Annotated in this window: 22 protein-coding genes; 11 read left to right on the top strand and 11 right to left on the bottom strand. The window is 67.8% G+C overall.

Annotated elements, in window-relative coordinates:
- Positions 1-157 precede the first annotated feature (157 nt).
- Together QE393_RS03105 and QE393_RS03110 are read left to right on the top strand one after the other, a co-directional pair.
- Positions 158-1735 (top strand): hypothetical protein, encoded by a 1578-nt coding sequence (locus tag QE393_RS03105; protein ID WP_310042056.1) that lies wholly within the window; start codon positions 158-160, stop codon positions 1733-1735.
- Between the two features lie 37 nt (positions 1736-1772).
- The gene (locus QE393_RS03110) at positions 1773-3044 is read left to right on the top strand and encodes a hypothetical protein (RefSeq protein WP_273808655.1); all 1272 of its coding nucleotides are present in this window, start codon (positions 1773-1775) and stop codon (positions 3042-3044) included.
- On the opposite strand, the gene QE393_RS03115 is transcribed toward QE393_RS03110, so the two are convergent.
- On the bottom strand, positions 3041-4252 hold the full coding sequence (locus QE393_RS03115) for a YeeE/YedE family protein (protein ID WP_405046224.1): 1212 nt from the start codon (positions 4250-4252) through the stop codon (positions 3041-3043). The genes QE393_RS03110 and QE393_RS03115 overlap by 4 nt on opposite strands.
- Positions 4253-4473: 221 nt before the next feature.
- Here QE393_RS03115 and QE393_RS03120 point away from each other — a divergent pair, with 221 nt between their 5' ends.
- Together QE393_RS03120 and QE393_RS03125 are read left to right on the top strand one after the other, a co-directional pair.
- Positions 4474-5577 (top strand): DUF1615 domain-containing protein, encoded by a 1104-nt coding sequence (locus QE393_RS03120; protein WP_310045611.1) that lies wholly within the window; start codon positions 4474-4476, stop codon positions 5575-5577.
- A gap of 139 nt (positions 5578-5716) precedes the next feature.
- Positions 5717-6070 (top strand): hypothetical protein, encoded by a 354-nt coding sequence (locus tag QE393_RS03125; protein ID WP_273808656.1) that lies wholly within the window; start codon positions 5717-5719, stop codon positions 6068-6070.
- 3 nt (positions 6071-6073) lie between these two features.
- Here the strand turns inward: QE393_RS03125 and QE393_RS03130 are convergent, their stop codons facing one another.
- The 4 genes from QE393_RS03130 to QE393_RS03145 all read right to left on the bottom strand — a co-directional run bounded on the left by QE393_RS03130 (position 6074) and on the right by QE393_RS03145 (position 11735).
- Positions 6074-7150: an SMP-30/gluconolactonase/LRE family protein gene (locus QE393_RS03130; RefSeq protein WP_405046225.1), complete on the bottom strand. Its 1077-nt coding sequence runs from the start codon at positions 7148-7150 to the stop codon at positions 6074-6076.
- 121 nt (positions 7151-7271) lie between these two features.
- Positions 7272-8519 (bottom strand): diguanylate cyclase domain-containing protein, encoded by a 1248-nt coding sequence (locus tag QE393_RS03135; protein ID WP_310042060.1) that lies wholly within the window; start codon positions 8517-8519, stop codon positions 7272-7274.
- Positions 8520-8640: 121 nt separating this feature from the next.
- A complete protein-coding gene (locus QE393_RS03140; protein ID WP_310042062.1) occupies positions 8641-9894 on the bottom strand; it encodes an EAL domain-containing protein in 1254 nt (417 codons plus the stop codon).
- Positions 9895-9977: 83 nt separating this feature from the next.
- Entirely contained in the window at positions 9978-11735 is a 1758-nt protein-coding gene (locus QE393_RS03145) for a sensor domain-containing phosphodiesterase (RefSeq protein WP_310042064.1), read from the bottom strand.
- A 232-nt stretch (positions 11736-11967) separates the two neighbouring features.
- Here QE393_RS03145 and QE393_RS03150 point away from each other — a divergent pair, with 232 nt between their 5' ends.
- Together QE393_RS03150 and QE393_RS03155 are read left to right on the top strand one after the other, a co-directional pair.
- Positions 11968-12705, top strand: coding sequence for a haloacid dehalogenase type II (locus tag QE393_RS03150; RefSeq protein ID WP_310042066.1), 738 nt, complete (start codon positions 11968-11970; stop codon positions 12703-12705).
- Between the two features lie 13 nt (positions 12706-12718).
- A complete protein-coding gene (locus QE393_RS03155; RefSeq protein ID WP_273808665.1) occupies positions 12719-14023 on the top strand; it encodes a leucine-rich repeat-containing protein kinase family protein in 1305 nt (434 codons plus the stop codon).
- Here QE393_RS03155 and QE393_RS03160 read toward each other — a convergent pair.
- A complete protein-coding gene (locus QE393_RS03160) occupies positions 14020-14724 on the bottom strand; it encodes an aspartate/glutamate racemase family protein (protein ID WP_273808666.1) in 705 nt (234 codons plus the stop codon). The two genes, QE393_RS03155 and QE393_RS03160, sit on opposite strands and share 4 nt — an antisense overlap.
- Positions 14725-14909: 185 nt before the next feature.
- Here QE393_RS03160 and QE393_RS03165 point away from each other — a divergent pair, with 185 nt between their 5' ends.
- Positions 14910-15101, top strand: a complete 192-nt coding sequence (locus QE393_RS03165; protein ID WP_273808667.1) for a hypothetical protein — start codon at positions 14910-14912, stop codon at positions 15099-15101.
- A 92-nt stretch (positions 15102-15193) separates the two neighbouring features.
- Here QE393_RS03165 and QE393_RS03170 read toward each other — a convergent pair whose 3' ends face one another.
- Complete coding sequence (locus tag QE393_RS03170) at positions 15194-16000, bottom strand: SDR family NAD(P)-dependent oxidoreductase (RefSeq protein WP_310042070.1); 807 nt, start codon at positions 15998-16000, stop codon at positions 15194-15196.
- 122 nt (positions 16001-16122) lie between these two features.
- On the opposite strand from QE393_RS03170, the gene QE393_RS03175 reads away from it, so the two are divergent.
- Positions 16123-16338 (top strand): DUF3820 family protein, encoded by a 216-nt coding sequence (locus QE393_RS03175; protein WP_158892131.1) that lies wholly within the window; start codon positions 16123-16125, stop codon positions 16336-16338.
- Here the strand turns inward: QE393_RS03175 and QE393_RS03180 are convergent.
- Together QE393_RS03180 and QE393_RS03185 are read right to left on the bottom strand one after the other, a co-directional pair.
- Positions 16335-16787, bottom strand: a complete 453-nt coding sequence (locus QE393_RS03180) for a GNAT family N-acetyltransferase (protein WP_310042073.1) — start codon at positions 16785-16787, stop codon at positions 16335-16337. The genes QE393_RS03175 and QE393_RS03180 overlap by 4 nt on opposite strands.
- Before the next feature lie 2 nt (positions 16788-16789).
- Complete coding sequence (locus tag QE393_RS03185; protein WP_273808670.1) at positions 16790-17014, bottom strand: hypothetical protein; 225 nt, start codon at positions 17012-17014, stop codon at positions 16790-16792.
- Positions 17015-17137: 123 nt separating this feature from the next.
- Here QE393_RS03185 and QE393_RS03190 point away from each other — a divergent pair, with 123 nt between their 5' ends.
- Positions 17138-17551, top strand: a complete 414-nt coding sequence (locus tag QE393_RS03190) for a VOC family protein (protein ID WP_273808671.1) — start codon at positions 17138-17140, stop codon at positions 17549-17551.
- Between the two features lie 31 nt (positions 17552-17582).
- Here QE393_RS03190 and QE393_RS03195 read toward each other — a convergent pair whose 3' ends face one another.
- Positions 17583-17933 (bottom strand): 4a-hydroxytetrahydrobiopterin dehydratase, encoded by a 351-nt coding sequence (locus tag QE393_RS03195; RefSeq protein ID WP_187978649.1) that lies wholly within the window; start codon positions 17931-17933, stop codon positions 17583-17585.
- 162 nt (positions 17934-18095) lie between these two features.
- Here QE393_RS03195 and acs point away from each other — a divergent pair, with 162 nt between their 5' ends.
- Positions 18096-20054, top strand: a complete 1959-nt coding sequence (acs, locus tag QE393_RS03200) for an acetate--CoA ligase (RefSeq protein ID WP_273808672.1) — start codon at positions 18096-18098, stop codon at positions 20052-20054.
- Between the two features lie 282 nt (positions 20055-20336).
- Positions 20337-21299, top strand: coding sequence for a GlxA family transcriptional regulator (locus QE393_RS03205; RefSeq protein WP_310042079.1), 963 nt, complete (start codon positions 20337-20339; stop codon positions 21297-21299).
- 19 nt (positions 21300-21318) lie between these two features.
- Here the strand turns inward: QE393_RS03205 and QE393_RS03210 are convergent, their stop codons facing one another.
- Positions 21319-23883, bottom strand: a complete 2565-nt coding sequence (locus tag QE393_RS03210; protein WP_310042080.1) for an EAL domain-containing protein — start codon at positions 23881-23883, stop codon at positions 21319-21321.
- Between the last annotated feature and the right edge of the window lie 130 nt (positions 23884-24013).

Below are 24013 nucleotides of genomic sequence, written 5' to 3' on the forward strand. Positions count from 1 at the left end.
ATGTAGTCAGCGGTTGAAGCCCGGTTACCCGCCCACGCGCCGCTTGGCCTGCGTGGGCGGTCTTGCACCGGCTGTACCAGGCCTGCGGAAGATGGCGCCTGGTTCTTCACTGCCCTGGACGGCGTTCTCGACTGCATGGCTGTCAGGAGACAGGACAATGAGCGTGGTATCTGACGTTACCCATCCCGGGGTCCGGGTGGGACGGTGGCCTTTCTGGCTGGGCGGTCTGGCGGTCGGCCTGCTGTTGCTGCTGGGCTTGCTGTGGCGCCTGCCGGATTTCCGCGACGGCACCGGGGCGCAGAATCTCGAAGCCAGCTATCACGTCCTGCTCAGTATCAATGCCCTGGACGAGTCCGGCGTGGCCCGGCACTGGTGGTTGCCCACGGTGACCCTGGGTGGCAGTCACGACAAGCAGGTGTCCTGGGGCGCGACCATTCCCACCCACAGCGGCGACTATGTCTACACCAGCTTCAGCAGCTACGGCTTCCTCGCGCCCTATTTCGGTCTCAAGGCCGCGGGCCTCTCGCCTTCGCTGCACAGCCTCGCGCTGTTCAACGCCGCCCTTGGCGCCCTGACCGCGCTGCTGCTGTTTCGCCTGCTCTATCTGGTACTGCGCAGCCATGGCGCCAGCCGCGCCCTGGCCGCCACGAGCGCGGTGCTGGGCTGTCTGATCGCGATCTTCAGCCGCGAGGCGCTGCTCTCCCAGGGCCTGCTCTACTGGGTGCAGAGCTTCTACCAGGTGCTGCTGCTGGCCAGTCTGCTGACCTTCTTCCACTACCTGCGGGCGCCGGCTGGCCAGCGCAACCGCCTGGGCTGGCTGCTGGCCGGCCTGGTCTGCTTCGGCGCCCTGACCGAATGGACCGGCTATGTCTTTGGCGGCGGGCTGGTCGCGCTGTTCTGGCTGCAGCACCGGCACCTGCCGGAAGGCCGGCGGATGGCCTGGCGCCTGGCCTTCGCCACGGCGCTGGCCGGCCTGCTGGTGGTGCTGCACTACAGCCTGGCGGCGGGCCTGTTGCCGACGCTCAAGGCCTTTGCCCGGCGCTTTCTCGCCCGCAGCCCGAACAATGCCCACCTGGCCGATTTCTTCACTGGCTACGGACTGTCCTTCGGCCTGTTCCTGGCCGCGGTGGCCATCGCCCTGGGGGTACTGCTCTGGAAGCGGAAGTCTCTGAACTGGCCGCGCAGCACCGCGTTGCTGCTGGTCGCCGCCAGCGTACCGCTGCTGGAAAATCTGCTGCTGCTGCAGCATGCCACCCAGTTTTCCTTCGATCGCCTCAAGTTCATCTTTCCCGCCGCGCTGCTGCTCGGCCTGGCCTTCCTGGCCCTGAAGACCCCGGGACGCGCCGTACTCGCCGTGGTGCTGGTGGCCGCGGCCCTGCAGAACGGCCAGACCTATCGCCAGGACCTCGCCGGCTATGCCGGCTGGGACGCCATCGACCGGCAGAACCAGGCGCTGGTGGGGCTGGTGAAAAGCCAGGTCGCGCTGGACTGCACCCTCATCTCCACCGACATGACGGTGCGCGGCTACGCCAACCTGCTGTTCCACCGCAGCATCCACGAATTGCAGCGCCAGCCGCTGGACTACCACGGCGAGCCGGGGGCCTGTGGCGGGCTCTATCTGGAAGGCCGGGATTTCCGCGTCGACCTGCCGGAATACACCCGCGCCCGCCTGAGTCTGGCGGACGGCCGCCAGCTGACCTACGCCAAGGTCGAGGGTGACTGGCGCCTGCAATGAACGCCTTATCCATGAACACGCTGCGAGGAAACCGGGCATGCCGGGTACGCTGATCAATCGACTGAGTTTTCTGGCCCTGGGTGGCCTGATGGTCCTGCAGTTCGGCGTCTTCGAACAGAGCCCGACCAACCCGGTGGGCATCCGCTACGTGGGCGAGCTGTACCTGGCGATCTGCCTGGGTTTCTTCGCGCTCTTCACCCTGAGCACCTGGCATCGGCCGCAGCGCGACTACCGGCTGCTGATGGGCTTCTGCCTGTTTTCCACGGCGATGTTCGTCGGCCTGCCGGCGGTGTTCGCCCAGCTGTTCTGGGGCCAGCCGCTGGTCTACGGCCTCATCGAGGAGCGGCGGGTGCTCTACTGCTTCAGCGCCTTCCTGGTCCTGTACCTGGCCAAGCGCCTGAATGCCGTGCAGTTCGAGAATCTGATCATCCTGGTCGGGCTGCTCTCGGCGCTGCTGTGCTGGCTGTCCTACTTCAAGATGCTGCCGGACCTGCGCGACGAGGTGAAGGACCTCAGCCGCCCCGGACGGGCCTCCACGGGGGCGGGCGCCATCTTCTTCGGCTACTTCATCTGCATCTACTTCGCCGGTCGCGGGCGTTCCTTCATCGACGGCCAGTTGCGGCCCAAGCTGCGTCACGGCCTGCTGGCACTGTTCTTTCTGGCGACCATCGTGGTGGTGTTGCAGACCCGCCAGCTGATCGTGGTCTGCCTGGTGTTCACCATCCTCGCCCTGCGCGCGCGCCTGATCGGACCGGCACTGTTCGGCGCCATCATCATCGCGCCGCTGATCCTCTATCCGCACCTCCTGGAAACCCTCGGCTTCAACCTGGATTTCTATGCGCGCTCGGTGCAGGAAGGCCCCACCGACAACGTCCGGGAAAACACCATTTCTCAGATCATCAACCACCTGCAGCTGTACAACGGCCTGCCCAGCGGCAGCCTCAGCCTGATGTGGAACGATGGCTTCAAGCCGATCTTCGGCGACTATTTCTTCCTCTCCGACGTCGGCATCTTCGGCACCGTGTTCCGCTTCGGCTTCCTGTCGATCCTGGTGATTCCCATCGGCCTGGCGGTCCACTACCTGGTGGCGCGCAAGCTGAGCCGCGACCTGGAATTCACCCTGGCGGTGTTTCTTGCCTTTATGACCATCTGGCCGCTGCAAGGACTGTTCGAATACCAGGGCACCGCGGCCCTGCTCTTTGTCATGCAGGCGCTGAAGACCTACCACGGCGCGCCCCAGTACGGGGTGGTGAGCCTGCCGGAGCGACCGGGGGCGCTGCCGCCCGGTCGCCAGGTCTTGCCGGTCTAGCAGCCGGTCAGGCGTTCGACGCGGCGTTCGCCGGGAAAGAAGAAGGGGCGCAGGCGCACGCCCAGGCTGTTGCCGAAAAAGGCGGCTACCAGCCATAGCCAGCCGTGCAGGCTGCCCGAGGCGATGCCGCTGAAGTAGGCGCCGATGTTGCAGCCATAGGCCAGCCGCGCGCCGTAGCCCAGCAGCAGGCCGCCAAGCACCGCCGCCACCAGCGACCGCGCGGGGATGCGCAGGCTGGGGGCGAAGCGTCCGGCGAGGCCCGCGGCGGCCAGGGCGCCCAGCATGATGCCAAGGTTCATCACGCTGGTGACGTCGAACCAGAAGGGCTCGGCCAGCGCCCGCGCATTGGCGGGTTGCTGCCAGAAGGCCCAGCCGGAGACGTCCAGCCCGAGCAGACCGGCACCCTTGGCGCCCCAGAGGGCGAAGGCCGAGGTGACGCCCCAGGGGCGACCGGCCAGGGCCAGGGTGACGAAGTTCAGTATCGCCAGGGCGATGGCGCCCCAGACCAGCGGCCAGTTGCCGCGCAGCAGGCGCGCCGCGCCCTGGTGTTCGCCGGGCACCGTGGCTTCCAGTCTGCCGTGGCGACGGCGCTCCAGCACCACCGAGAGCCAGGCTATCAGGGCGAAGGCCGCCAGGCTGACCAGGATGCCGGGCAGCACGCCCAGGCTGGTCACCAGCGAGGTGGGTGGCAGGCTGGGCAGGGCGAACCACCAGCCCAGGTACTGGGTGGCGATCAGCGAGCCGATGACGAAGAACAGCAGGGTCACCAGCATCCGCGCATTGCCGCCGCCGGCGGTGAACAGGGTGCCGGAGGCGCAGCCACCGCCCAGTTGCATGCCGATGCCGAACAGGAAGGCGCCGATCACCACCGAGGTGGACAGCGGCGAGACATTGCCGCGTACCGCCTCGCCGAACAGACTGCCGGCGCCGAGGGCGGGAAAGAACAGCAGCACCGCCAGGGCCAGCATCACCATCTGGGCGCGCAGGCCGGCGCCGCGACGGTCGAGAATGAACACCCGCCAGGCCGAGGTGAAGCCGAAGGCGGCGTGGTAGAGGGTCAGGCCCAGGGCGCCGCCGAGCAGCAGCAGCAAGGCCTGACGACCGCCCACGGCCTGGTTGAGAAAGACCATGCCCACGACCAGCAGGCAGGTCGCCCACAGGGCCGCCCAGGGCAGGCGGGAAGAGGAGAGTGTAGAGGTCTGCTGCATCATGGTTCCGGTAGCTTCGAACTAAAGTCCGACTATTTTAGTGGGACTTGTCTGGGAATCCCAGCGGACTTCCACTGCTGGTTGAATGAAAAGGTTACATCGATATAACCAGAAGTTATCGATCGCGCAGCACAGCCATTTGCTCAGCGATGTGGTCAAAGCGGCCAAAGGAATCTCCCGGAGTCGCCGTGTCCGCTGCTGTCGTCCTGTCCGCTTCCGCTTTGCCCACCCTGTCGCGGCTGCGCGGCTGGACTGCCCTTGTCGCTGCACTGGTACTGGCCGGTTGCAGCCTGACGCCTACCTCCACGGGGCCCACGCGCTCGCCGGCCGAGGTGCGGGCCGAACTCTTGCGGCTGCTGCCCGCCAGCGTGGCGGATCGGCAGGGCTGGGCGAGCGACATCCAGACCGCCTTCAGCGCCCAGAGTCTCGAGCCCTCGACGGACAACCTCTGCGCCGTGCTGGCGGTGGCGGAACAGGAATCCACCTACCAGGTCGATCCGCCGGTGCCGGGGCTGGGGCGGATCGCCCGGGAGGAGATCGACAGACGCGCGGCGCGGGCCTTTGTACCCCAGTTGCTGGTGCGCACCGCGCTCAACCTCACGTCGCCCACCGGCAAGACCTACGCCCAGCGCCTGGACAGTGCCCGTACCGAGCGCGAGCTGAGTCTGATCTTCGAGGACTTCATCGCCATGGTGCCCCTGGGTGGCCAGCTGTTCGGGCGCTTCAATCCGGTCCGCACCGGCGGACCCATGCAGGTCAGCATCGACTTCGCCGAGGCCCATGCCCGCGGCTATCCCTATGACCGCGACGGGTCCATCCGCCACGAGGTGTTCAGCCGACGGGGCGGTCTCTATTTCGGTACCGCGCACCTGCTCGGCTATCCGGCGGACTATTCCACGCCGCTGTATCGCTTCGCCGATTTCAACGCCGGCTGGTACGCCAGTCGCAACGCCGCCTTCCAGAGCGCGGTGAGCCGGGCTACGGGGATGAAGCTGGCGCTGGATGGCGATCTGGTGGTGCCCGGCTCGCGCACCCAGGGCGAGACCGAGCGCGCGGTCAATCGTCTGGGGCCGGCCCTGGGCATGAGCGACATCGCCATCCGCCATGACCTGGAGGCGGGCGAATCCGAGGACTTCGCCAGGACCGATCTCTATGCCAAGGTCTATGCCCTGGCCGAGCGCAAGGTAGGTCGCAGCCTGCCACGCGCCATGCTGCCGGGCATCACCCTGGAAAGCCCCAAGATCACCCGGACCCTCACCACCGCCTGGTTCGCCCAGCGGGTGGAGGAACGTTGGCAGCGCTGCCGGGGCCGTGCCTCGCGCTGAGCGGGCAGGGAGCCGAACGGCGTTTTCCAGGTGACGAGGGTCGGGCCCGGGGATGGCAATTGGCCAGACTATTCGCCTACCATGGGGAGATGAAGCGGCCTCGCGCCGTGCGGTTCTGGTGTAGTCCCTAGAGGTCCAGATGACCGATATCCCCGGCTCCCGGTTGACGCTGATCGTCGACCAGCCCACCCCCACGGCCCGCCATCGGCTGCCGCCCCGCGAACAGGCCAAGGCCCTGCGCCTGCTGCGCACCCTGGGCCTCGAAGCCGATACCCCGCCGGAACTGGTGCTGGCCTGGCTGGAGCGCCGCGATGGCGGCTGCTCGCTGCCGGAAGCGGCGCGCCAGATCGGCCTGGGCAACTGGCTGGGGATCACCACCAGCCTGGCCGATCTCACCCAGAACCTGGCGCGCTTCGAAGCGGCCTATGCCCTGGACAGCGTGCTTGACTCCCTGACCGTCCTGGTCGAGCAGTCGCCGCCCGAGTCCCGCTAGCCGCTAGAGTCCGGCACCGCGGATGTTGACGTAGAGGCTATAGAGCGAGTGGGAGCCGGCCATGAACAGCCGGTTGCCTTCCGGGCCGCCAAAGCACAGGTTGGGGCAGCGTTCCGGCAGGTGGATGTGGCCCAGCGCCTTGCCGCTGGGATCGAACACCCGCACGCCATCGAGCACCTCGGGCTTGGCCGCCGGGGCGCCACTGCTACCCCAGCCGCACCAGAGATTGCCCGCCACGTCGCACTTGATGCCATCCAGGGCGCCGAATTCCAGCGCCTCGATGTGCTTGCGGCGCTCGCCCAGGCTGCCGTCGTCCTTGACCGTATAGGCCCACACCAGGCGATTGGGCTTGGCGCGGCCCTCGACCACATAGAGCAGCTTCTCGTCCGGCGAGAAGGCCAGGCCATTGGGACCGTTGAGATCGCCGATCACCCGGGTCACCGCCAGGCTCTCGCCGTCGATGCGATAGACCCCGTCGGGCTGCTCGGTCTTGACCCTGTGGCCCTCGTAGTCGCTGTTGGCCTGGAACGGCGGATCGCTGAACCAGATGGAGCCGTCACTCTTGACCACCACGTCGTTGGGCGAGTTGAACGGTTTGCCTTCGAAGTTATCGGCCAGCACCGTGAGGCGCCCGTCGTGCTCGGTGCGGGTGACCCGCCGGCCGAGGCCGTGGGTGGTGGAGCCTTCACAGGCGATCAACCGGCCCTGACGGTCGCGGGTCAGGCCGTTGGCGAAATTCGACTGGGCGCGATAGGTGTCCAGCCGGCCACTGACCTCATCCCAGCGCACGATGCGGTTGTTGGGGATGTCGCTCATCAGCAGGTAGTTGCCGTCGCCGATCCAGACCGGCCCTTCGGCCCAGCGCAGACCGGTGGCCAGGCGCTCGACGCTGGCATTGAACAGGCGCAATTCCAGGAAGCGGTCGTCGAGGATCTCGATCAGCGGATCGGGATAGCGTTGGCTCAGGGGTTCGGCGGCGCGGGCGAGGGGTGGGCAGCGCGAGGGCCGCGCTGCAGACCAGGCCGCCCTGAAGCAGACGACGACGCGACAACGGCCGGGCGAGTCCCGGGGAAGAGTCATGCATGGTGCAGGTCCTTGATTGTTATTGTTCAGACGAGGCTATGCGGATCGACCTGCGGCAGCAGATCAATCGTCAGACATCATATGTCTTGTGGCGCAGCGCGCCAACCCGGGATCGGCGCTACTCGGCGTCCAGCACCAGGCAGGTACGGCCACGGCCCTGGCGCTTGGCCTGATAGAGACGCCGGTCGGCTTCGTGCAGGAAGCCTTCGAGGTCATTGGCGAGCCCACTGAAGACGCCCGCGCTGAACGACAGCGGCGGCGCGCCGGGGGCGTAGGTCTGGGCGTGGCAGTAGCGCCGCAACAGGTCCAGCGCCTGCAGCAGCTGCTCCGGCGGCAGGCGGCTGACCAGGGCGAATTCCTCGCCGCCCAGGCGGCCGGTGAGGTCCTGGGGCAGGGTGCGCGCCAGCGCCTGGGCGAAGACCACCAGGGCGCTGTCACCGCTGGCGTGGCCGTGTTCGTCGTTGATGCGCTTGAAATGATCCAGGTCGAGCATGGCCACGCTCAGCGAGTGGCCCTCGCGCTCGGCCTGGCGGAACAGTTCCTGGGCCTGGTCCTGGAAGGCGCGGCGATTGCGCAGCCCGGTGAGGGAATCGTACTGGGCGGCGTGGGTGAGGGCGCGCAGCAGATCCCGCCGCTCCAGGGTCGAGACCACCCGGCAATTGAGCTCCTCGGGGCAGAAGGGCTTGCGCAGGAAGTCGTCGGCGCCCTGCTTGATGAACTTGGCGCTGAGCGAGCCCTTTTCGTCGGCCGACAGGCCAATGATGCTGAGATCGTGGCGGCGCAGCTTCTGCCGCAGCAACTGCACCAGCTCGAAGCCACTGAGACCGGGCATGCTGTGGTCCACCACCAGCAGGTCGATGTCCGGCTGCTCCTGCAGCAGGCGCAGCGCCTCGTTGCCGTCGCAGGCGTCCAGCAACTGGTAGCGGTGGGGCGTCAGCACGTGGCGGATGTAGTTGCGGGTGGCGTCGGAGTCCTCGGCGATGAGGATCTTCACCGCGGTATTGCTGTCCAGCCGGCGCAGCAGCCGGAAGGCGAATTCGTAGGAGTACTGGCTTTCCTTGAGTACATAGTCGACCACGCCCTTGGTCAGCAGGTCGTCGCGCCGGCGTTCGTCGTAGGAACCGCTCAGGACGATGCAGGGCAGGCGATAGCGCAGCACCAGGTCGACGCTTTCGCCATTGGGCGCATCGGGCAGGTTGAGATCCACCAGGGCGGCAAAGAACAGGTTGGCCGAGGTTTCCAGCATCAGCTCGGCTTCGGCCAGGGTGGCACAGAATACCGGCTCGAAATCGCGCTGCTGACGAAAGAGGTGCGCCAGAATCTTGAGGACCATGGGGCTGTCTTCGATGACCAGGATGGAGCGCACCGGTAACTCCTGCAGGACAAGGATCGGCCGAGAGCGGGTCTGGCGTCAGATGAAGCGATCATTCGCCTAGGCGTATCGGCCAAAGGATCGGCGACTTGAATGGTCGCCGATCCTTGGCGTTTCAGCTGTCCGGCAGGCCTTCCAGCCGGCGCTGCCGGGGCAGGCGCAGGGCATCGTCGCGCGGCAGCGGACGGCTCAGCAGGTTGCCCTGTACCTTGTCCACCTGCAGCGCCTTGAGCGTCGCCAGTTCGGCAAGGGTTTCCACGCCTTCGGCAATCACTTCCTTGCGTGTCTCGCGGGCGAAGGCAATGATCGCCGAGGCCAGCGCCCGGCGTTCGGCGTCGCTGTCGATGTCACGGACCAGACTCATGTCCAGCTTGATCATGTCCGGCCGCAGCCTGAGGATGTGCCTCAGGCTCGAATAGCCGGCGCCGGCATCGTCGATGGCCAGGCGCACGCCCTGGGCCCGTAGCGGTTGCAGCTGGGCATGGAGGGCGTCGTAGTCGTCGACCTCGGCGTGCTCGGTGATCTCCAGCACCAGCCGGCCCGGCGGATTGCCAGCCAGCAGCGCGGGCAGGCGGCCGGCCAGGATGGTCTGCGGCGAACAGTTCATGGTCAGGTAGGTATCGTCCGGCAGGCTCTGCAAACCTTGCAGTGCATAGCGCATGGCGCTTTCTTCGAGTTCGTCGCCCAGGCCGACCGCGCTGGCCTCGGAAAACCACAGGTCGGGGCTGCGCTGCGGCGGGCAGTGGAAGCGCGACAGGGATTCCCAGCCAGCAATGCGCAGATCGGCGAGATGATAGATCGGCTGGTAGACGATGCTGGGCTGGTGGGCGGCCACCGCGCCCTGGATGCGCTGGCGCATCTCCACCTGACCGCGGCGACTGGAGACGTCCAGGCTGAGGCGATCGGCCACCAGCTCGGCAAAGGTCCGCACCAGCTCCAGGTCACGGGGACTCAGGGTCGGGTCGGGCTGGTACTTGAAGCAGCAGAAGGTGCCATAGAGTTCGCCATCGCTGAGCCGCACGGGCACGCTCAGGTGCGCGCCGATGGGCACGCTGCGGGTTTCCGGGATCAGTCGCGCGGGGCCGACGGCGCGGGTATCGGGGATAAGTTCGGGCAGGTGGCCGGTGACCACCTGCTGACAATAGCCCTGGCTGAGCGGCAGGGCGTCGCCGGCCTTGATCGGTGCATCGGGTACGGCATCGACATTGCGAAAGACCCGGTCCTGCTGGCGAAATTCGGCCAGGAAGGCCACATCCATGTTCAGATGGGTGCGCAGCGCGTGCAGCACCTTGTCGATACAGCCCTGGCTGCTCAGGTTGCCGGTATCCAGGCCAACCACGTCCAGCAAATCGGTACCTGATTCCCTCATGTCCTCACTCCCGGGAAACTACGACCTGAACCAGTGTAGAGCCTGGAATGAATTTGTCAGTCAAATGACCTCATCCGTTCGGCTTAACCCTGTTCGGCGTAACAGGCCTCGAAGGCGGGCAGGGCCATGGGGCGGGCCAGCAGATAGCCCTGGACCTCGTCGCAGCCGGCTTCCTGCAGGAAGGCCAGTACCTCTGGCGTCTCTATCCCCTCGGCGACGCTGCGATAGCCGAGTTTGCCGATCAACGCCAGCAGTGCCCTGACCACCTCCTGCTTGCGCGGATCCTGGGGCAGGTCGTGGATCAGCGAGCGGTCGAGCTTGACGCTGGTGACCGGCAATTCATAGAGATAGGCGAAGTTGCTGTAGCCGCTGCCGAAGTCGTCGATGGCGATCTCTACACCCAGCTCGCGCAGGGCATGCAGCTGGGCGATGGCCTCCGGATTGCGTCTCAGCCATTCGCCTTCGGTGATCTCCACCTCCAGCCGGCGGGGATCGACGCCCTCGCGCCGGCAGGTCTCGCGCAGCAGGTCGACCAGGTCGCCCTCGTCGAAATCGCGTGGCGACAGGTTGAGCGACAGTCGCTCCTGATAGCGATTGTCCCAGTGCGCCAGCTGGCTGACGGCGGTACGGATCACCCAGCGGGTGACGCTGTGGATCAGTGCGGTCTTCTCGATCGCCGGAATGAAGTCGCCGGGAGCGATGGGGCCGAGTTGCGGATGGGTCCAGCGTAACAGGGCTTCGGCACTGCACAGTCGGCGCCCGGGCAGGGCCAGGCGTGGCTGGAAGGCCAGGCTGAAGTCACCGCGCTCCAGGGACTCGGGAATCTGCCGGACCAGCTGGAAGATGCGCTGGAAGGCCTCGTCCTGCGGACGCTCGTAGACGACCCAGTGACGACTGCTCAGCGTCGCCTGATCGACCGCCACCATGGCCTTGCGCAGCAGGTCACGGACTTCGCCCAGGTCGAGCAGGAAGGGCACCACACCGGCCTTGACCGGCGGATCGATGGGGATGCGGTCGGCCTGGACCGGCATCCGCAACTGGGCGATGAGCGCGTCGAGCAGCGGCGGATAATCGCAGTCCTCCGGGAGCAGGAAGGCGAATCTCTTGGTGTCCACGTGATAGACCTTGGCCCGGCCGTTCAGGGCGTCGCACAGGCGCAGGGCCAGGCTGCGCAAGAAGGTCTCGAAGGGCCACATGCCCTGGGCCAGGATCAGCTGCTCCTTCCAGTGGGTCTCCAGCGGATCCACCAGCACCAGCAGGCGCCCCTCGTCGGGCTGGAGTCCAGCCAACTGAGCGACATCGGCCTGGAACTGCTGACGATTGGGCAGGCCGCTGACCGGATCGCGGCGGCGCAGGTGCTGGCGCAGGGCGATGAGCCTCATCACCTGGGCGGCGAAATCGTCCAGGCGCTTGCGCTCCTCCGCCGTCAGTTCGCGCGGCTGGCTGTCGAGGATGCACAGACTGCCGATGGCATAGCCGCCCTCGGTGACCAGGGTCGCGCCGGCATAGAAGCGCACATGGGGTGCGCGGACCACCAGGGGGTTATGGCTGAAACGGGTATCGCAGCAGGCATCGTTGATCTCCATCCGGCCATTCTCGGCCTGGATGGTGTGGGCGCAGAAGGCATCCTCGATGGGCATCTGCGCCAGGTCGAAGCCAACGCGGGCCTTGAACCACTGGCGGTCACGGTCCACCAGGCTGATCAGCGCGGTCGGCACATTGAAGCTGCTGGCGACCAGCGCGCAGAGTCGATCAAATTCCTCCGCCGGCGCCGAATCGAGCAACTCCAGGGCGTGCAGGGCGTTGAGGCGGTCATCTTCGTACTTCAGTGAATCGGCCATCAGGCTATCTCGGGAATATCGATGAGCCTTGTGCGAGCAACAAGCACATCGTGGAAGAACTGCCGCCACCCGAGCCAGGCGGGCGCAGCAAACGAGAGGCAGGTCTGTGGAGGTATCGGCAAGAAATCGTAATACTTTAGCCGTTTCGTCTCGCCTGCCAGTCTGGAACCTTAGCGCGGCTGCACGTCGGGTGCGAGCCCTGGTCGAAAGGTATCCCTGCCGAGTAGCGACCATGACCCTGACCTGCCTGTTCGACATCAACGAAACCGTGCTCGACCTGTCCGCGCTGGACGGCCTGTTCACCGAGCTGTTCGGTGACCCCCAGAGCCGCACGCTGTGGTTCGCCCAGACCCTGCAGAACGCCATGACTGCGGAACTCTGTGGCCGGCACGCGCCCTTCGAGGCCCAGGGCCAGGCGGCGCTGGAGATGATCGGCGCACGACTCGGACGGACGCTGACGACCGCTGGCAGACAGCGTGTGGCCAAGGCCCTGCAGGAGCTGCCCGCCCATGCCGATGTCCGAGCCGGGCTCGATTTCGCCCGGGCGCAAGGGGTGCGCTGCATCGCCTTTTCCAACAACGCGCGCGCCGCTACCCAGGCGCAGCTGGCGTACGCCGGCCTGAGCGACGCCTTCGCCGGCATCCTCTCGGCCGAAGACGCCGGTGCCAGCAAACCCGCCACGGCGGCCTATCGCCAGGCCGCCGCCAGCCTTGATCAGCCGGCCGAACAGTTGTGGCTGGTCGCCGTCCATGCCTGGGACATCGCCGGCGCCCAGGCGGCCGGCTTCAAGGGTGCCCTGCTGCAGCGGCAGGCCGAGCAGGTGGCCAATCCCCTGGCGCCGCCCGCGGTGACCGCCGGCACGCTGCAAGAGGCAGTGGCGCGCATTCTGGCGCACGAGGGCCGCAGCCAGCGGCCCGGCGTGCTAACGTCCGCGCCATCACCGGCGGGTGCCGGGTTTTCAAGACAGTGAGAGTCGCTTTCCCATGACGGATACCCTTGCCCGGCTGCGCGCCGGCGAACTGGCCGGGGCCACGCGCCTGACCCTGCGTGCCGACCTGACCGAATTCCCCGAAGAGATCTTTGGCCTGGCCGACAGCCTGGAAATCCTCGACCTGTCGGGCAATCGGCTGACCCGCCTGCCCGCCGACCTGGGCCGCTTGCACCAGCTGCGCATCCTCTTCTGCTCGGGCAATCCCTTCACCGAATTGCCCGAGGTGCTCGGCACGCTACCCAGGCTGGAAATGATCGGCTTCAAGGCCTGCCAGCTGGAGCGGGTGAGCGCTGCGGCCCTGCCGCCGCACCTGCGCTGGCTGATCCTCACCGACAACCGCATCGCCGAATTGCCTGCCGCCCTTGGCGAGCGGCCCGCCCTGCAAAAGCTGATGCTGGCCGGCAACCATCTGCAGAGCCTGCCGGCGTCCATGGCCGACCTGCACCAGCTGGAGCTGCTGCGGCTGTCGGCGAATCGCTTCGCGGCGCTGCCCCCGGCCGTCCTCGAGCTGCCGCGGCTGACCTGGCTGGCCTATGGCGACAATCCCCTGGGGGCCGAGCGCGAGCGTGCGGTGCGCACCCAGGCGGCGCGGCAACAACGCATCGCCTGGAGCGACCTGGTGCTGGGCGAGCGGCTGGGGGAGGGCGCCTCCGGCATCATCCACCAGGCGCGCTGGCAGTCGCCCACGGGGCCGCGCGAGGTCGCCGTCAAGCTGTTCAAGGGCAGCATGACCAGCGATGGCACCCCGGAAAGCGAAAGCGCCGCCAGCCTCAGCGCCGGCACCCATCCCTGGCTGATCGGCGCCCTCGGCGATCTGGCCGAGCATCCGGAGCAGCGCAGTGGCCTGGTCTTGGAGCTGGTGGAGCCGGCCTTCGGCAACCTGGCCGGTCCGCCGAGCTTCAGCACCTGCAGTCGCGACGTCTATCCCGAGGACACCCGCTTCACCGCCAGCGCCGTGCGCACCATGGCGGGCGGCATGGCCAGCGCCCTGGCGCACCTGCACGGGCATGGCCTGGTCCACGGCGACTTCTATGCCCACAACATCCTCTGGGACGGGGGCGCGCGCTGCCTGCTGGGCGACTTCGGCGGCGCCTCGCTGCTGCCCGAGGACCGGGCCCAGGCCGCGCGGCTGCAACGCTTCGAAAGTCGCGCCTTCGGCATCCTGCTGGAAGAATGGCTGACGCGTTGCAGCGAGCCCGTGGATCCGGCCCTGGCGGCCCTGGCCGCGCAGTGCCGGCAGCCCGCGCTCGATGCGCGCCCGCTGCTGGCCGAGGTGGCGCAACGGCTGCAGGGCTAGCCCTGAGCTTCGTCCAGCGCCCAGTCCACGGCGGCCAGGGCATGCAGTCGCGTGGTGTCGAACAGCGGCACCGCGCTGTCGCCCTGGTCCACCAGCAGCATGATCTCGGTGCAGCCGAGCACGATGCCCTCGGCGCCCTGGGCGACCAGCTCGGCGATGATCGCGCGATAGGCTGCCCGCGACTCGGGGCGCACCTCGCCACGTACCAGCTCGTCATAGATGATGCGGTGCACGATCTGGCGCGCGGCTGCGTCGGGCACCACCACTTCCAGGCCGAAGCGGTCGTTCAGCCGCTCGCGATAGAAGGCCTGCTCCATGGTGAAGGCGGTGCCCAGCAGGCCGACGGTCCGCAGGCCCCGGGCGCGGATCGCCGCACCCGTGGGGTCGGCGATGTGCAGCAGCGGCAAGGTCGTGGCCGCCTCGATCTCCGCCGCCAGGCGGTGCATGGTGTTGGTACAGAGGACCAGCGCCTCGGCACCACCGGCGGCCAGTTGCCGCGCATGGTCTTGCAGACGCCGACCCAGCGCCGTCCAGTCGCCGGCATGCTGCAGCGCGGCGATCTCGGCGAAATCCACCGACAGCAGCAGGCAGGCTGCCGAATGACTGCCGCCCAGCCGGCACCGGACCTCTTCGTTGAGGATGCGATAGTAGTGAGCCGAGCTTTCCCAGCTCATGCCGCCCAGCAGGCCCAGGGTGCGCATGGAGTGTCTCCCCCTTGATTGCAAAGGCCTAGCTTGCCTGGCCGGCGCTGGCCTGGAGAGAGGCAGTCACGAGCGGATCGAGGGATACAGTGGAGCCGATCAGGGCGCTGGCGTAACGGGTGGCGGCTGCGCTGGCCTCCGCTATGCTTGCCAAAGGCCACTCCCGGCCCTTGGAGGTGCTCGCCATGCTCAAAGCTCTGTTCGCCGCGGTAGCCCTGACCCTCTTCGCATCCGCCAGCGTCCAGGCGGCACCCTGCCGGGATGCCCACGGCAAGTTCGTCAAATGCGACACGGCCAAGACCAAGGCCGCGCAATGCAAGGATGCCAAGGGCAAGTTCGCCAAGTGCGGTACGCCCGGGGCCACGCCGGTCAACTAGAGGCGGCCAGCCGGACGTCAGGCAGGGTCCTGGTCAAGACGCCTCGCCTGACGTCGCCACCTGCGCCTGCCAGCGCCCCGGCGCAAGGGCCGCTAGTCCTTTTCCGCCGACCCCGGCTCCGACCAGGCGCGATGACGCTCGGCCTTCTGGGCTTCGCTTTCCACCCGATTGAGCACCTCGCCCTCGTGCTGAACCTCCGGGCCGCCACCATAGACATGGTCCAGTCCCTCCATCAGCGCGGCGTAGCCTTGCGCGGCCACCTGCACCGGATCGTTCTTGGGCCCGGCGCCGACGCTGGTGTCGTCCTCGCCGGCGCGGTGGAAGAAGTTGGTGTCGGTCTGGCCGGGCATGAGCACCGTGAAGGTCACGCCACTGTCCTTGAGTTCATTGCGCAGGGCGAAGGCGAAGGAGTTGATGAAGGCCTTGGAGGCACCGTAGACGGCCTCGAAGGGAATCGGCGCCGTGGCCGAGATGGACGACGTGAAGAGCACCCGGCCACGGCCGGCGGCGACCATCTCCGGCAACACCAGCTTGGCCAGGTGCACGGTGGACATGACATTGAGCTGGATCAGCGCCATCTCGTCTTCCAGCCGCGTCTGGCCGACAAAGGCGCCGCCCAGGCCGACTCCGGCGTTGAGTACCACGACGTTCAGCGGCCGCCCTTGGCGGCGCAGGAATCTATAGGTCTCTTCCACGCCCACGGCGGTGCGCAGGTCGGCGGCATGACTCCAGACCTTGACCCCCAGGGCGCGCAATTCGCGCTCGGCGGCGTCAAGGCCGTCGCCGCGGGAAACCAGCAGCAGATCATGGCCATGGCGGGCCAGCTGCTTGGCCAGTTCGAAGCCGATGCCGCTGGAGGCACCGGTAACGGCGGCCAGTGGCCGGGTAACATTGCTCATGCTGAAATCCTCTGCAGACCTGGTGTAGCTGGGATCGTCGCGGAGGGCTGGTGCTCCCCGCGGCCGACGGTTGACCCCTGACGGCATGGCATAATCGCCAGGCCGTGTAGAGGAGACAAGCGATGCAACCCGCGGATCTGGACGCCCTGGTGACCTGGACCATGCCCTATGGCAAGTACGCCGGCCGCCTGCTGGCCGACCTGCCGGGCCACTACCTCAACTGGTTCGCCCGCAGCGGCTTTCCACCTGGCGAGCTGGGCCGGTTGCTGGCGCTGATGCAGGAGATCGACCACAACGGCCTCAAGCCGCTGCTCGATCCGCTGCGCCGCCGGCGCTAGTCCGCCAGGCGGCGCATGTCGATATGGGGAATCCCGTCCTCGTCGTACACCGCTGAGCAGGGCGTGAAGCCATAGCGGCCATAGTAGGCCTGCAGATGGGCCTGGGCGGAGAGGAACAGCGGGCGCCCGGGCCAGCGCTCGGCGCAGACGCGCAGGGCTTCCGCCAGCAGCAGATGCCCCAGGCCGCTGCCGCGGCCCTCGGGGGCGACGATCACCCGGCCGATCACCACGTCCTCGCGTACCGCCCCGAGCAGGCGCAGGTAGGCATGCAACTGGTCGTCACGCCAGCCGAACAGGTGCCAGACATCCGCTGCCAGATCCAGGCCATCGGCGTCGGGATAGATGCACTGCTGCTCCACCACGAACACCCGGGCGCGCAGCACCAGGGCGGCATAGAGCTCGGCGGTGGTCAGCGCTGGCGCGGCACGGCAGCTCCACTGGATGGTCATGGTCAGTCCTTGCGCCGGCCGGACAGCATGCGGAAGCGGTTGCGGTTGAGCAGCACGTAGCCGGTCAGCTGCAATCCGGCCGCGAACAGCAGGCTGCGCATGGTACCGGGTTCGGTGGGCCGCGGACCCTGGTAGAGGCCGTAGAGGGCGAAGGCCACGCCCAGCAGGCCAAGGATAAAGAAGACCAGGCCGATCTTGGTCAGGCGGGGGAGGTTGCGCAGATTCATGGGCATGTCGTCAGAGGCGAAGGCCGCCACGCTAACCGTCCGCGCCGGGCTTGTCGAGCCGATAGGCAGGCGTGGCGGACTGGTCTAACGTGGCCTGATGGCCCTGCCAGCGGGAGAGAATCCATGTTCAGCCATGTACAGCTAGGCGCGCGCGACCTGGAGCGCCTGACCGAATTCTACGACAGCGTCTTGCACGAACTCGGGCTGGTGCGCATGCCGGCGGAAGACGACGGCGGCCCGCCCGGCTGTGGCTGGCAGCGCCCGGGGCGGGCGTGGCCGCAATTCTATGTGCAGCTGCCCTTCAACGGCCTGCCGGCCTCCTGGGGCAATGGCGTCCAGGTGAGCTTTGCCGCGCCTAGCCCCGCGGCCGTGGAGGCGGCCTGGCATCGCGCCCTGCAACTGGGCGGCAGCGACGAGGGTGCGCCGGGCATACGACCGGGCTACGGACCGGACTTTTATGCCGCCTATTGCCGGGATCCGGAAGGCAACAAGCTGTGCTTCGTCCACGCCGAGGGCCTGGCCGCCGCCTGCGACTAGCGCGTGTTCCGGCGGTCCGGCGGTCCGGCGCTCAGACGTTGGCCGCCAGGGCGACCGCATCGGTGCGGGCGGCCATGATGAAGTCGTTGCGGTGCAGGCCGCCGATGTTGTGCGTCCACCAGCTCACCGTCACCGCGCCCCATTCGGTGAGCAGGGCCGGGTGATGGTCCTCGTCCTGGGCCTCGCGGCCGACGCGGTTGGTGAAGTCCAGGGCCTCGAGGAAGTTGCCGAAGGCATAGCGGCGTTCCAGCCGCGCAATCCCCTCGCGTTCCACCAGTGTCCAGCCGGGGACGGCCTTGAGCAATTCGCTGCTGGCGGCCGCGCTCAGGGCCGGCTCGCTGGAGCGGCAGGGGACGCAATGGGAGTGGGCGAGATCGGCCATGGGGCGCTCCTTGGGGAAAGACAGTCACGAAAGGGCAAGGGTAACAGACCCGCGGTCAGCTCCCGGCGCCCCGTCCGACCATGGTCGAATGGTCCGAAACCGGTGCGCGCCGTACAACGGAAGGCAACAAGAACAACAGTTTCCCGCCGAGGAGATCATCCCATGAGTGCCGCCTTTTACCCGGTCCGCGCGGAAGTCGCTTCCCGGACCCTGACCGATGAAGTTACCTATCGCCGGCTGTACCAGCAGTCCATCCTCAACCCCGATGGCTTCTGGCGCGAGCAGGCCCAGCGCCTGGACTGGATCAAGCCCTTCAGCCGGGTCAAGCAGACCTCCTTCGACGATCATCGCGTCGACATCCAGTGGTTCGCCGATGGCACCCTGAACGCCTCCTACAACTGCCTGGATCGCCACCTGGAAACCCGCGGCGACCAGACCGCCATCATCTGGGAAGGCGACGATCCGGCCGACAGCCGCCACATCACCTACCGCGAACTGCATCGCGAGGTCTGCCAGCTGGCCAACGCCCTGCGCGGCCAGGACATCCACCGCGGCGACGTGGTGACCATCTACATGCCGATGATCCCCGAGGCCGTGGTGGCCATGCTGGCCTGTGCCCGCATCGGCGCGGTGCACTCGGTGGTATTCGGCGGCTTCTCCCCCGAATCCCTGGCCGGCCGCATCAGCGACTGCCAGTCCAAGCTGGTCATCACCGCCGACGAAGGCGTGCGCGGCGGGCGCAAGATCCCGCTCAAGGCCAACGTCGACGAAGCGCTGACCAATCCGGCCACCCATTCGGTGCACAAGGTGATCGTCTGCAAGCGCACCGGCGCCGACATCGCCTGGCACCGCCACCGCGACGTCTGGTACGAAGACATCACCTCGGTGGCTCCGGAACATTGCGAGCCCAAGGAGATGTCCGCCGAGGCACCGCTGTTCATCCTCTATACCTCCGGCTCCACCGGCAAGCCCAAGGGCATCCTGCACACCACCGGCGGCTACCTGACCTATGCCGCCCTGACCCACGAGCGGGTCTTCGACTATCGCCCCGGCGAGGTCTACTGGTGCACCGCCGACGTCGGCTGGATCACCGGCCACAGCTACATCGTCTACGGTCCCCTGGCCAATGGCGCCACCACCCTGCTGTTCGAGGGCGTGCCCAACTACCCGGACGTCACCCGCATGGGCCAGGTGGTGGACAAGCACCAGGTCAACGTCCTCTACACCGCCCCCACCGCCATCCGCGCCATGATGGCCCAGGGCGAGGCGGCCATGCGCGGTGTCGACGGCAGCAGCCTGCGCCTGCTCGGTTCGGTGGGCGAGCCGATCAACCCCGAGGCCTGGCACTGGTACTACAAGACTGTGGGCCAGGAGCGCTGCCCCATCGTCGACACCTGGTGGCAGACCGAGACCGGCGGCATCCTCATCAGCCCGCTGCCGGGCGCCATCGGCCAGAAGCCCGGTTCGGCGACCCGTCCCTTCTTCGGCATCCAGCCGGCGCTGGTGGATAACGAAGGCAACCTGCTCGACGGCGCCGTGGAAGGCAACCTGGTGATCCTCGATTCCTGGCCGGGCCAGTCGCGCTCCATCTATGGCGATCACGATCGCTTCGTCGACACCTACTTCAAGACCTTCAAGGGCATGTACTTCACCGGTGACGGCGCCCGCCGCGACGAGGATGGCTACTACTGGATCACCGGTCGCGTCGACGACGTGCTCAACGTCTCCGGCCACCGCATGGGCACCGCCGAGATCGAGAGCGCCCTGGTGGCCCATCCCAAGGTGGCCGAGGCCGCGGTGGTGGGCATGCCCCACGACCTCAAGGGCCAGGGCATCTATGTCTACGTCACCCTCAACCAGGGCGAGGAGGGCAACGAAGCCCTGCGCCAGGAGCTCAAGCAGTGGGTGCGCAAGGAGATCGGCCCCATCGCCACCCCCGACGTCATCCAGTGGGCGCCGGGTCTGCCCAAGACCCGCTCCGGCAAGATCATGCGGCGCATCCTGCGCAAGATCGCCGTGGGTGAATACGACTCGCTCGGTGACATCTCCACCCTGGCCGATCCGGGCGTGGTGCAGCATCTGGTCGGGACCCACCAGCAGATGAGCCAGGCCGTCGCCTGATCCAGCGCCCTCATCGACCGCCCGCTATCGTCCAGGTAGCGGGCGGTTTCTTTTTGGCGGTCCTGTAAGGACGTGTCGCCAGGCTAAAAGCCGCCGCCGTTGCGCTGGCGCTAGAATCGCGCCAGCCGGCGGGCCGCACGGCACTCCGGTCCGCTACCCGGGCAAAGGCCGGGACAGGGGCAGCGCTCCGGCGTACCATGCGTGCCACCCCACAAGGGTTTCATGGCGCGCGGGCCCCGGATCGGTCGCCCCCGCCGCTCTCGACAGGAAGCCAGACGTTAGATGACCATCCGCATCGCCTTTCTGCTGTGGCCCGACGTTCGTCCGCTGACCGTGGGCCTGGTCGAGGAAGCGCTGGAACTCGCCTCTCGCCATTCGAGCGATACGCCCTACGAGGTGCGCTTTCTGCAGGCCGGCAGCGAGTTGCAGCCGCGACTGCCGGGTGGCCATTGGGAAGGGCAGCTGGAACGCCTGGATCGGCTCTTCGTGCTGGCCGACGAACCCTCGCCGACGCTGCCGCCGCCGCTGGTCGCGGCCCTGCGCCAGACCGCCCGGGCCGGCGTGGTGATGGGAGGCTTTTCCGCCGGGGTGCACATCCTCGCCCAGCTCGGTCTGCTCGACGGTCATCGCGCCGCCGTGCACTGGCGCTGGCTGGAGGAATTCAGCGAGCAATTCCCCAAGGTCATCGCCACCCACCACCTCTACGAGTGGGACCGCGATCGCCTGACCGCCTGTGGCGGCCTGGCCATCCTCGATCTGCTGCTGGCCATGATCGGCCGCGACCGCGACGCCGAGCAGGCCGGCACCATTGCCGAGGAGCTGATCGTCGAGCGCCTGCGCGAAGGCAGCGAGCGGCAGCGCATTCCACTGAAGAATCGGCTGGGGTCGAGTCATCCCAAGTTGACCCAGGCGGTGATGCTGATGGAAGCCAACATCGAAGAGCCCCTCACCACCGACGAGATCGCCCAGCACGTCTGCGTTTCCCGCCGGCAGCTGGAGCGGATCTTCAAGCAATACCTGGCGCGGGTGCCTAGCCAGTACTACCTGGAACTGCGGCTGAACCGGGCGCGCAAGATGCTCACCCAGACCAGCAAGTCCATCATCCAGATCGGCCTGTCCTGCGGCTTCTCGTCGGGGCCGCACTTCTCCAGCGCCTATCGCAACTTCTTCGGCGTCACCCCCCGCGACGACCGCAACCAGCGGCGGGGTGCGGCGGGCGAGGGCAGCATGGTGGCCGAGCGCTAGGCGCCGAGGCCCTGCCGATTCAGCTCAGCGACTCGGTCGCCAGCTCGTCCAGCCAGGCGCCCAGCTGGTCGGCCGGCAGGGGCGCGCCGCAATGGAAGCCCTGGATCTCGTCCGCCGGCAGGTGCTGCAGCTGGCGCAGGTGCTCGGCGTCTTCCACCCCCTTGAGGGTTACCGTCAGCCCCAGCGAGCGGCCGAGATCGATCATGGCCCGCACCAGGGCGCTGTCTTCCGGCGCCTGATGGTGTCGGGCGATGAGGCTGCGATCCAGGCGGATGCCGTCCAGCGGATAGCGGCGCAGATAGGCCAGGGAGCAGAGGCCGGAACCGAAGTCGTCCAGGCACAGGCGTACGCCCAGGCCCTTGAGCGCGCCCAGGGTGTTGGCCACGTCGGCGGCCGGGTCCAGCAGGGTGCGTTCGGTGAGCTCCAGCTCCAGCCGCGACGCCGCCAGGCCGCTCTGGTAGAGGGCCTCGGCCACGGTCTGCACCGGGTCTTCGTTGGCGTGGAATTGCTGCGGCGACAGATTGACCGACACCGAGAGTCGTTCCGGCCAGCCCTGGGCATCGTGGCAGGCGGTCTCCAGCACCCAGCGCCCCAGGCGCTGGCCGAGGCCGGCGTCCTCGGCCAGGGTCAGGAAGTCCAGCGGCTCCAGCAGCCCCTGGGTCGGGTGCTCCCAGCGCACCAGCGCCTCGAAGCCACGCAGGCTGCCATCGGCCAGGCAACGGCGCGGCTGGTAGTAGAGGCTGAGACGGTCATCGCGCAGGGCCTGGCGCAGGTCCTGCTCCAGCTGCCGGCGCAGCAGCACCTGTTCGTTCATGGCCGGCTCGTGAAAGCGCCAGGTGCCGCGGCCAGCGGCCTTGGCCTGGTAGAGGGCGATATCGGCCAGGCGCAGCAGTTCCGCCGGGATGCCGGTATCCCGCGGTGCCAGGGCCACGCCCAGGCTGCTGCCGATGAAGACCCGCTGCTCGCCGAGGCGGAAGGGTTGGCGCAGCTGCTCCACCAGCCGTCGGCAGAGGTCGGCGATGGCGCCCGGGTCGCGGTCGCCACTTAGCACCACGCAAAATTCATCGCCGCCCAGGCGCGCCACCAGGTCGGTGGCGGTCACGTTCTGCCGCAGACGCTGCGCCGCTTCCTGCAGGACCTGATCGCCGGCAGCATGGCCGAGGGCATCGTTGACCGTCTTGAATCTATCCAGGTCCAGGCTGATCAGCGCCAGGGGCCGCGGCTCCGGGCCTTCCAGGTGGGTGGCGAGGAACTGGTGCAGGCGATGGCGGTTGGGCAGGCCGGTCAGGGGGTCGTGCCAGGACAGGTGCTGGACCTGGGCCAGGGCCTCGATCTCGTCGGTGAGATCGGTGACGGTACCGCGATAGCCACCCTCGGGAATGGCCCGGGCGGCGACCCGGCAGGTGCGTTCGCGGCCGTTGCCGTCCAGGTAGTGACAGACCAGCGGCGGTCGCGGCTTGTGGTCGTGCGCCTGGCCGGCGAGCCAGTGCGCCAGGGTGTCGGCATGGGGCGTCAGGAGTTCGTTGAGCGGCCGCCCCAGCCAGCGGTTGGTGGCTTCCCCGGTGACTTCGGCGAAGCGATCCGAGACATAGACCAGGCGCAGGGTGGCGTCGACCTCCCACAGCCAGTCCGAGGTGGCCTCGGCGATGTCGCGGAAGCGTCGCTCGCCGATGGCCAGTTCGCTGCGACTGGCCAGCAGGTCATCGTACTGGGCATCCAGCTGGCGCATCGACAGCAGCGCCTGGCGAAACAGCCAGATCAGCCCCAGCAGCAGGATCAGCACCCCACCGCCGAACAGCGGCAGGGTCTGCTGCATCAGCCACAATCCCGGTCGCGGCGGGCGCCAGGTCAGCTGATAGCCGGAGCCCGGCAGTTGCCAGCTGGCGCGGCTGCCGGCCGGGTCGGTGGTGATGCTCAGCGGCGGCAGGTTGTTGGCTTCGCTCAGGGCGGCCAGTCGGGCGGGACTCAGCACATTGACGAAGACCAGTACCGAGGCAGGCGCCTCCTGGGGACGGACGCCGGCATGATCGCCCGGGGTGATGGCGGCGGCGGCCACCAGCGCCGGCATCCCGGCCACGGTCAGCACACCGGACACGCTGCCGGCGCGGGCGTCGGCGCTGCGTGCCGCGGCCAGCAGGCCGGCGATGTCGCCCTGCAGCCAGGGCGTAGCGGGATCGGCCCGCTGGCCATCGAGCAGGCGATAGCGGGGGCGGTCCTGGCCGTCGAATACCAGCACCCCTTCGTAGCCATAGACGCGGTACAGCGATTCGCCGAGGTTGCCCTGGTCGTAGGCCCAGTCGGAGTCCAGTTCCTGATGGAGGCGGCGATAGGCCTCGTCCCATTTGCTGTAGTCGATCAGGTTGCGGGCGACCTCTTCGTCGAGGCGGGTAAAGGTGCGACCGATGGCGCGCTCGGTGTGCTGGGCGACGGTGGCATCCTGGCGCACGGCATTGTCGACCAGCAGATAGCAACCCAGGCCGATAAGGCCGAGGAGCAGCACGCAGAGCGCCGGGAACAGCCGCAGGAGGACGGTATGGCCCCGCCGACGCGGTAAGGCGCTGCGGGACGCGGGAGATGTTGGCATGCCTGGACCCTGGCTGGATGAGCGTTCCTGTGGCTTCGCCCGGCGCGACCCGGAGGTGGCCAAGCGAAGCGGATGAAGCCTTGCCGTCGCTAGACTAGCCCCTGGGGGCGCGCGACGCTAAACGTAAAGC

This window comes from Pseudomonas sp. SORGH_AS_0211, assembly GCF_031453455.1.
Lineage (GTDB): Bacteria > Pseudomonadota > Gammaproteobacteria > Pseudomonadales > Pseudomonadaceae > Chryseomonas > Chryseomonas aestiva.

Bases quoted from the DNA above. Each gene is read 5' to 3' on its own strand.
- QE393_RS03105 (WP_310042056.1), top strand. From the start codon at position 158: ATGAGCGTGGTATCTGACGTTACCCATCCCGGGGTCCGGGTGGGACGG.
- QE393_RS03110 (WP_273808655.1), top strand. From the start codon at position 1,773: ATGCCGGGTACGCTGATCAATCGACTGAGTTTTCTGGCCCTGGGTGGC.
- QE393_RS03115 (WP_405046224.1), bottom strand. From the start codon at position 4,252: ATGCAGCAGACCTCTACACTCTCCTCTTCCCGCCTGCCCTGGGCGGCC.
- QE393_RS03125 (WP_273808656.1), top strand. From the start codon at position 5,717: ATGACCGATATCCCCGGCTCCCGGTTGACGCTGATCGTCGACCAGCCC.
- QE393_RS03130 (WP_405046225.1), bottom strand. From the start codon at position 7,150: ATGACTCTTCCCCGGGACTCGCCCGGCCGTTGTCGCGTCGTCGTCTGC.
- QE393_RS03140 (WP_310042062.1), bottom strand. From the start codon at position 9,894: ATGAGGGAATCAGGTACCGATTTGCTGGACGTGGTTGGCCTGGATACC.
- QE393_RS03145 (WP_310042064.1), bottom strand. From the start codon at position 11,735: ATGGCCGATTCACTGAAGTACGAAGATGACCGCCTCAACGCCCTGCAC.
- QE393_RS03150 (WP_310042066.1), top strand. From the start codon at position 11,968: ATGACCCTGACCTGCCTGTTCGACATCAACGAAACCGTGCTCGACCTG.
- QE393_RS03155 (WP_273808665.1), top strand. From the start codon at position 12,719: ATGACGGATACCCTTGCCCGGCTGCGCGCCGGCGAACTGGCCGGGGCC.
- QE393_RS03160 (WP_273808666.1), bottom strand. From the start codon at position 14,724: ATGCGCACCCTGGGCCTGCTGGGCGGCATGAGCTGGGAAAGCTCGGCT.
- QE393_RS03165 (WP_273808667.1), top strand. From the start codon at position 14,910: ATGCTCAAAGCTCTGTTCGCCGCGGTAGCCCTGACCCTCTTCGCATCC.
- QE393_RS03170 (WP_310042070.1), bottom strand. From the start codon at position 16,000: ATGAGCAATGTTACCCGGCCACTGGCCGCCGTTACCGGTGCCTCCAGC.
- QE393_RS03175 (WP_158892131.1), top strand. From the start codon at position 16,123: ATGCAACCCGCGGATCTGGACGCCCTGGTGACCTGGACCATGCCCTAT.
- QE393_RS03180 (WP_310042073.1), bottom strand. From the start codon at position 16,787: ATGACCATCCAGTGGAGCTGCCGTGCCGCGCCAGCGCTGACCACCGCC.
- QE393_RS03185 (WP_273808670.1), bottom strand. From the start codon at position 17,014: ATGAATCTGCGCAACCTCCCCCGCCTGACCAAGATCGGCCTGGTCTTC.
- QE393_RS03190 (WP_273808671.1), top strand. From the start codon at position 17,138: ATGTTCAGCCATGTACAGCTAGGCGCGCGCGACCTGGAGCGCCTGACC.
- QE393_RS03195 (WP_187978649.1), bottom strand. From the start codon at position 17,933: ATGGCCGATCTCGCCCACTCCCATTGCGTCCCCTGCCGCTCCAGCGAG.
- acs (WP_273808672.1), top strand. From the start codon at position 18,096: ATGAGTGCCGCCTTTTACCCGGTCCGCGCGGAAGTCGCTTCCCGGACC.
- QE393_RS03205 (WP_310042079.1), top strand. From the start codon at position 20,337: ATGACCATCCGCATCGCCTTTCTGCTGTGGCCCGACGTTCGTCCGCTG.
- QE393_RS03210 (WP_310042080.1), bottom strand. From the start codon at position 23,883: ATGCCAACATCTCCCGCGTCCCGCAGCGCCTTACCGCGTCGGCGGGGC.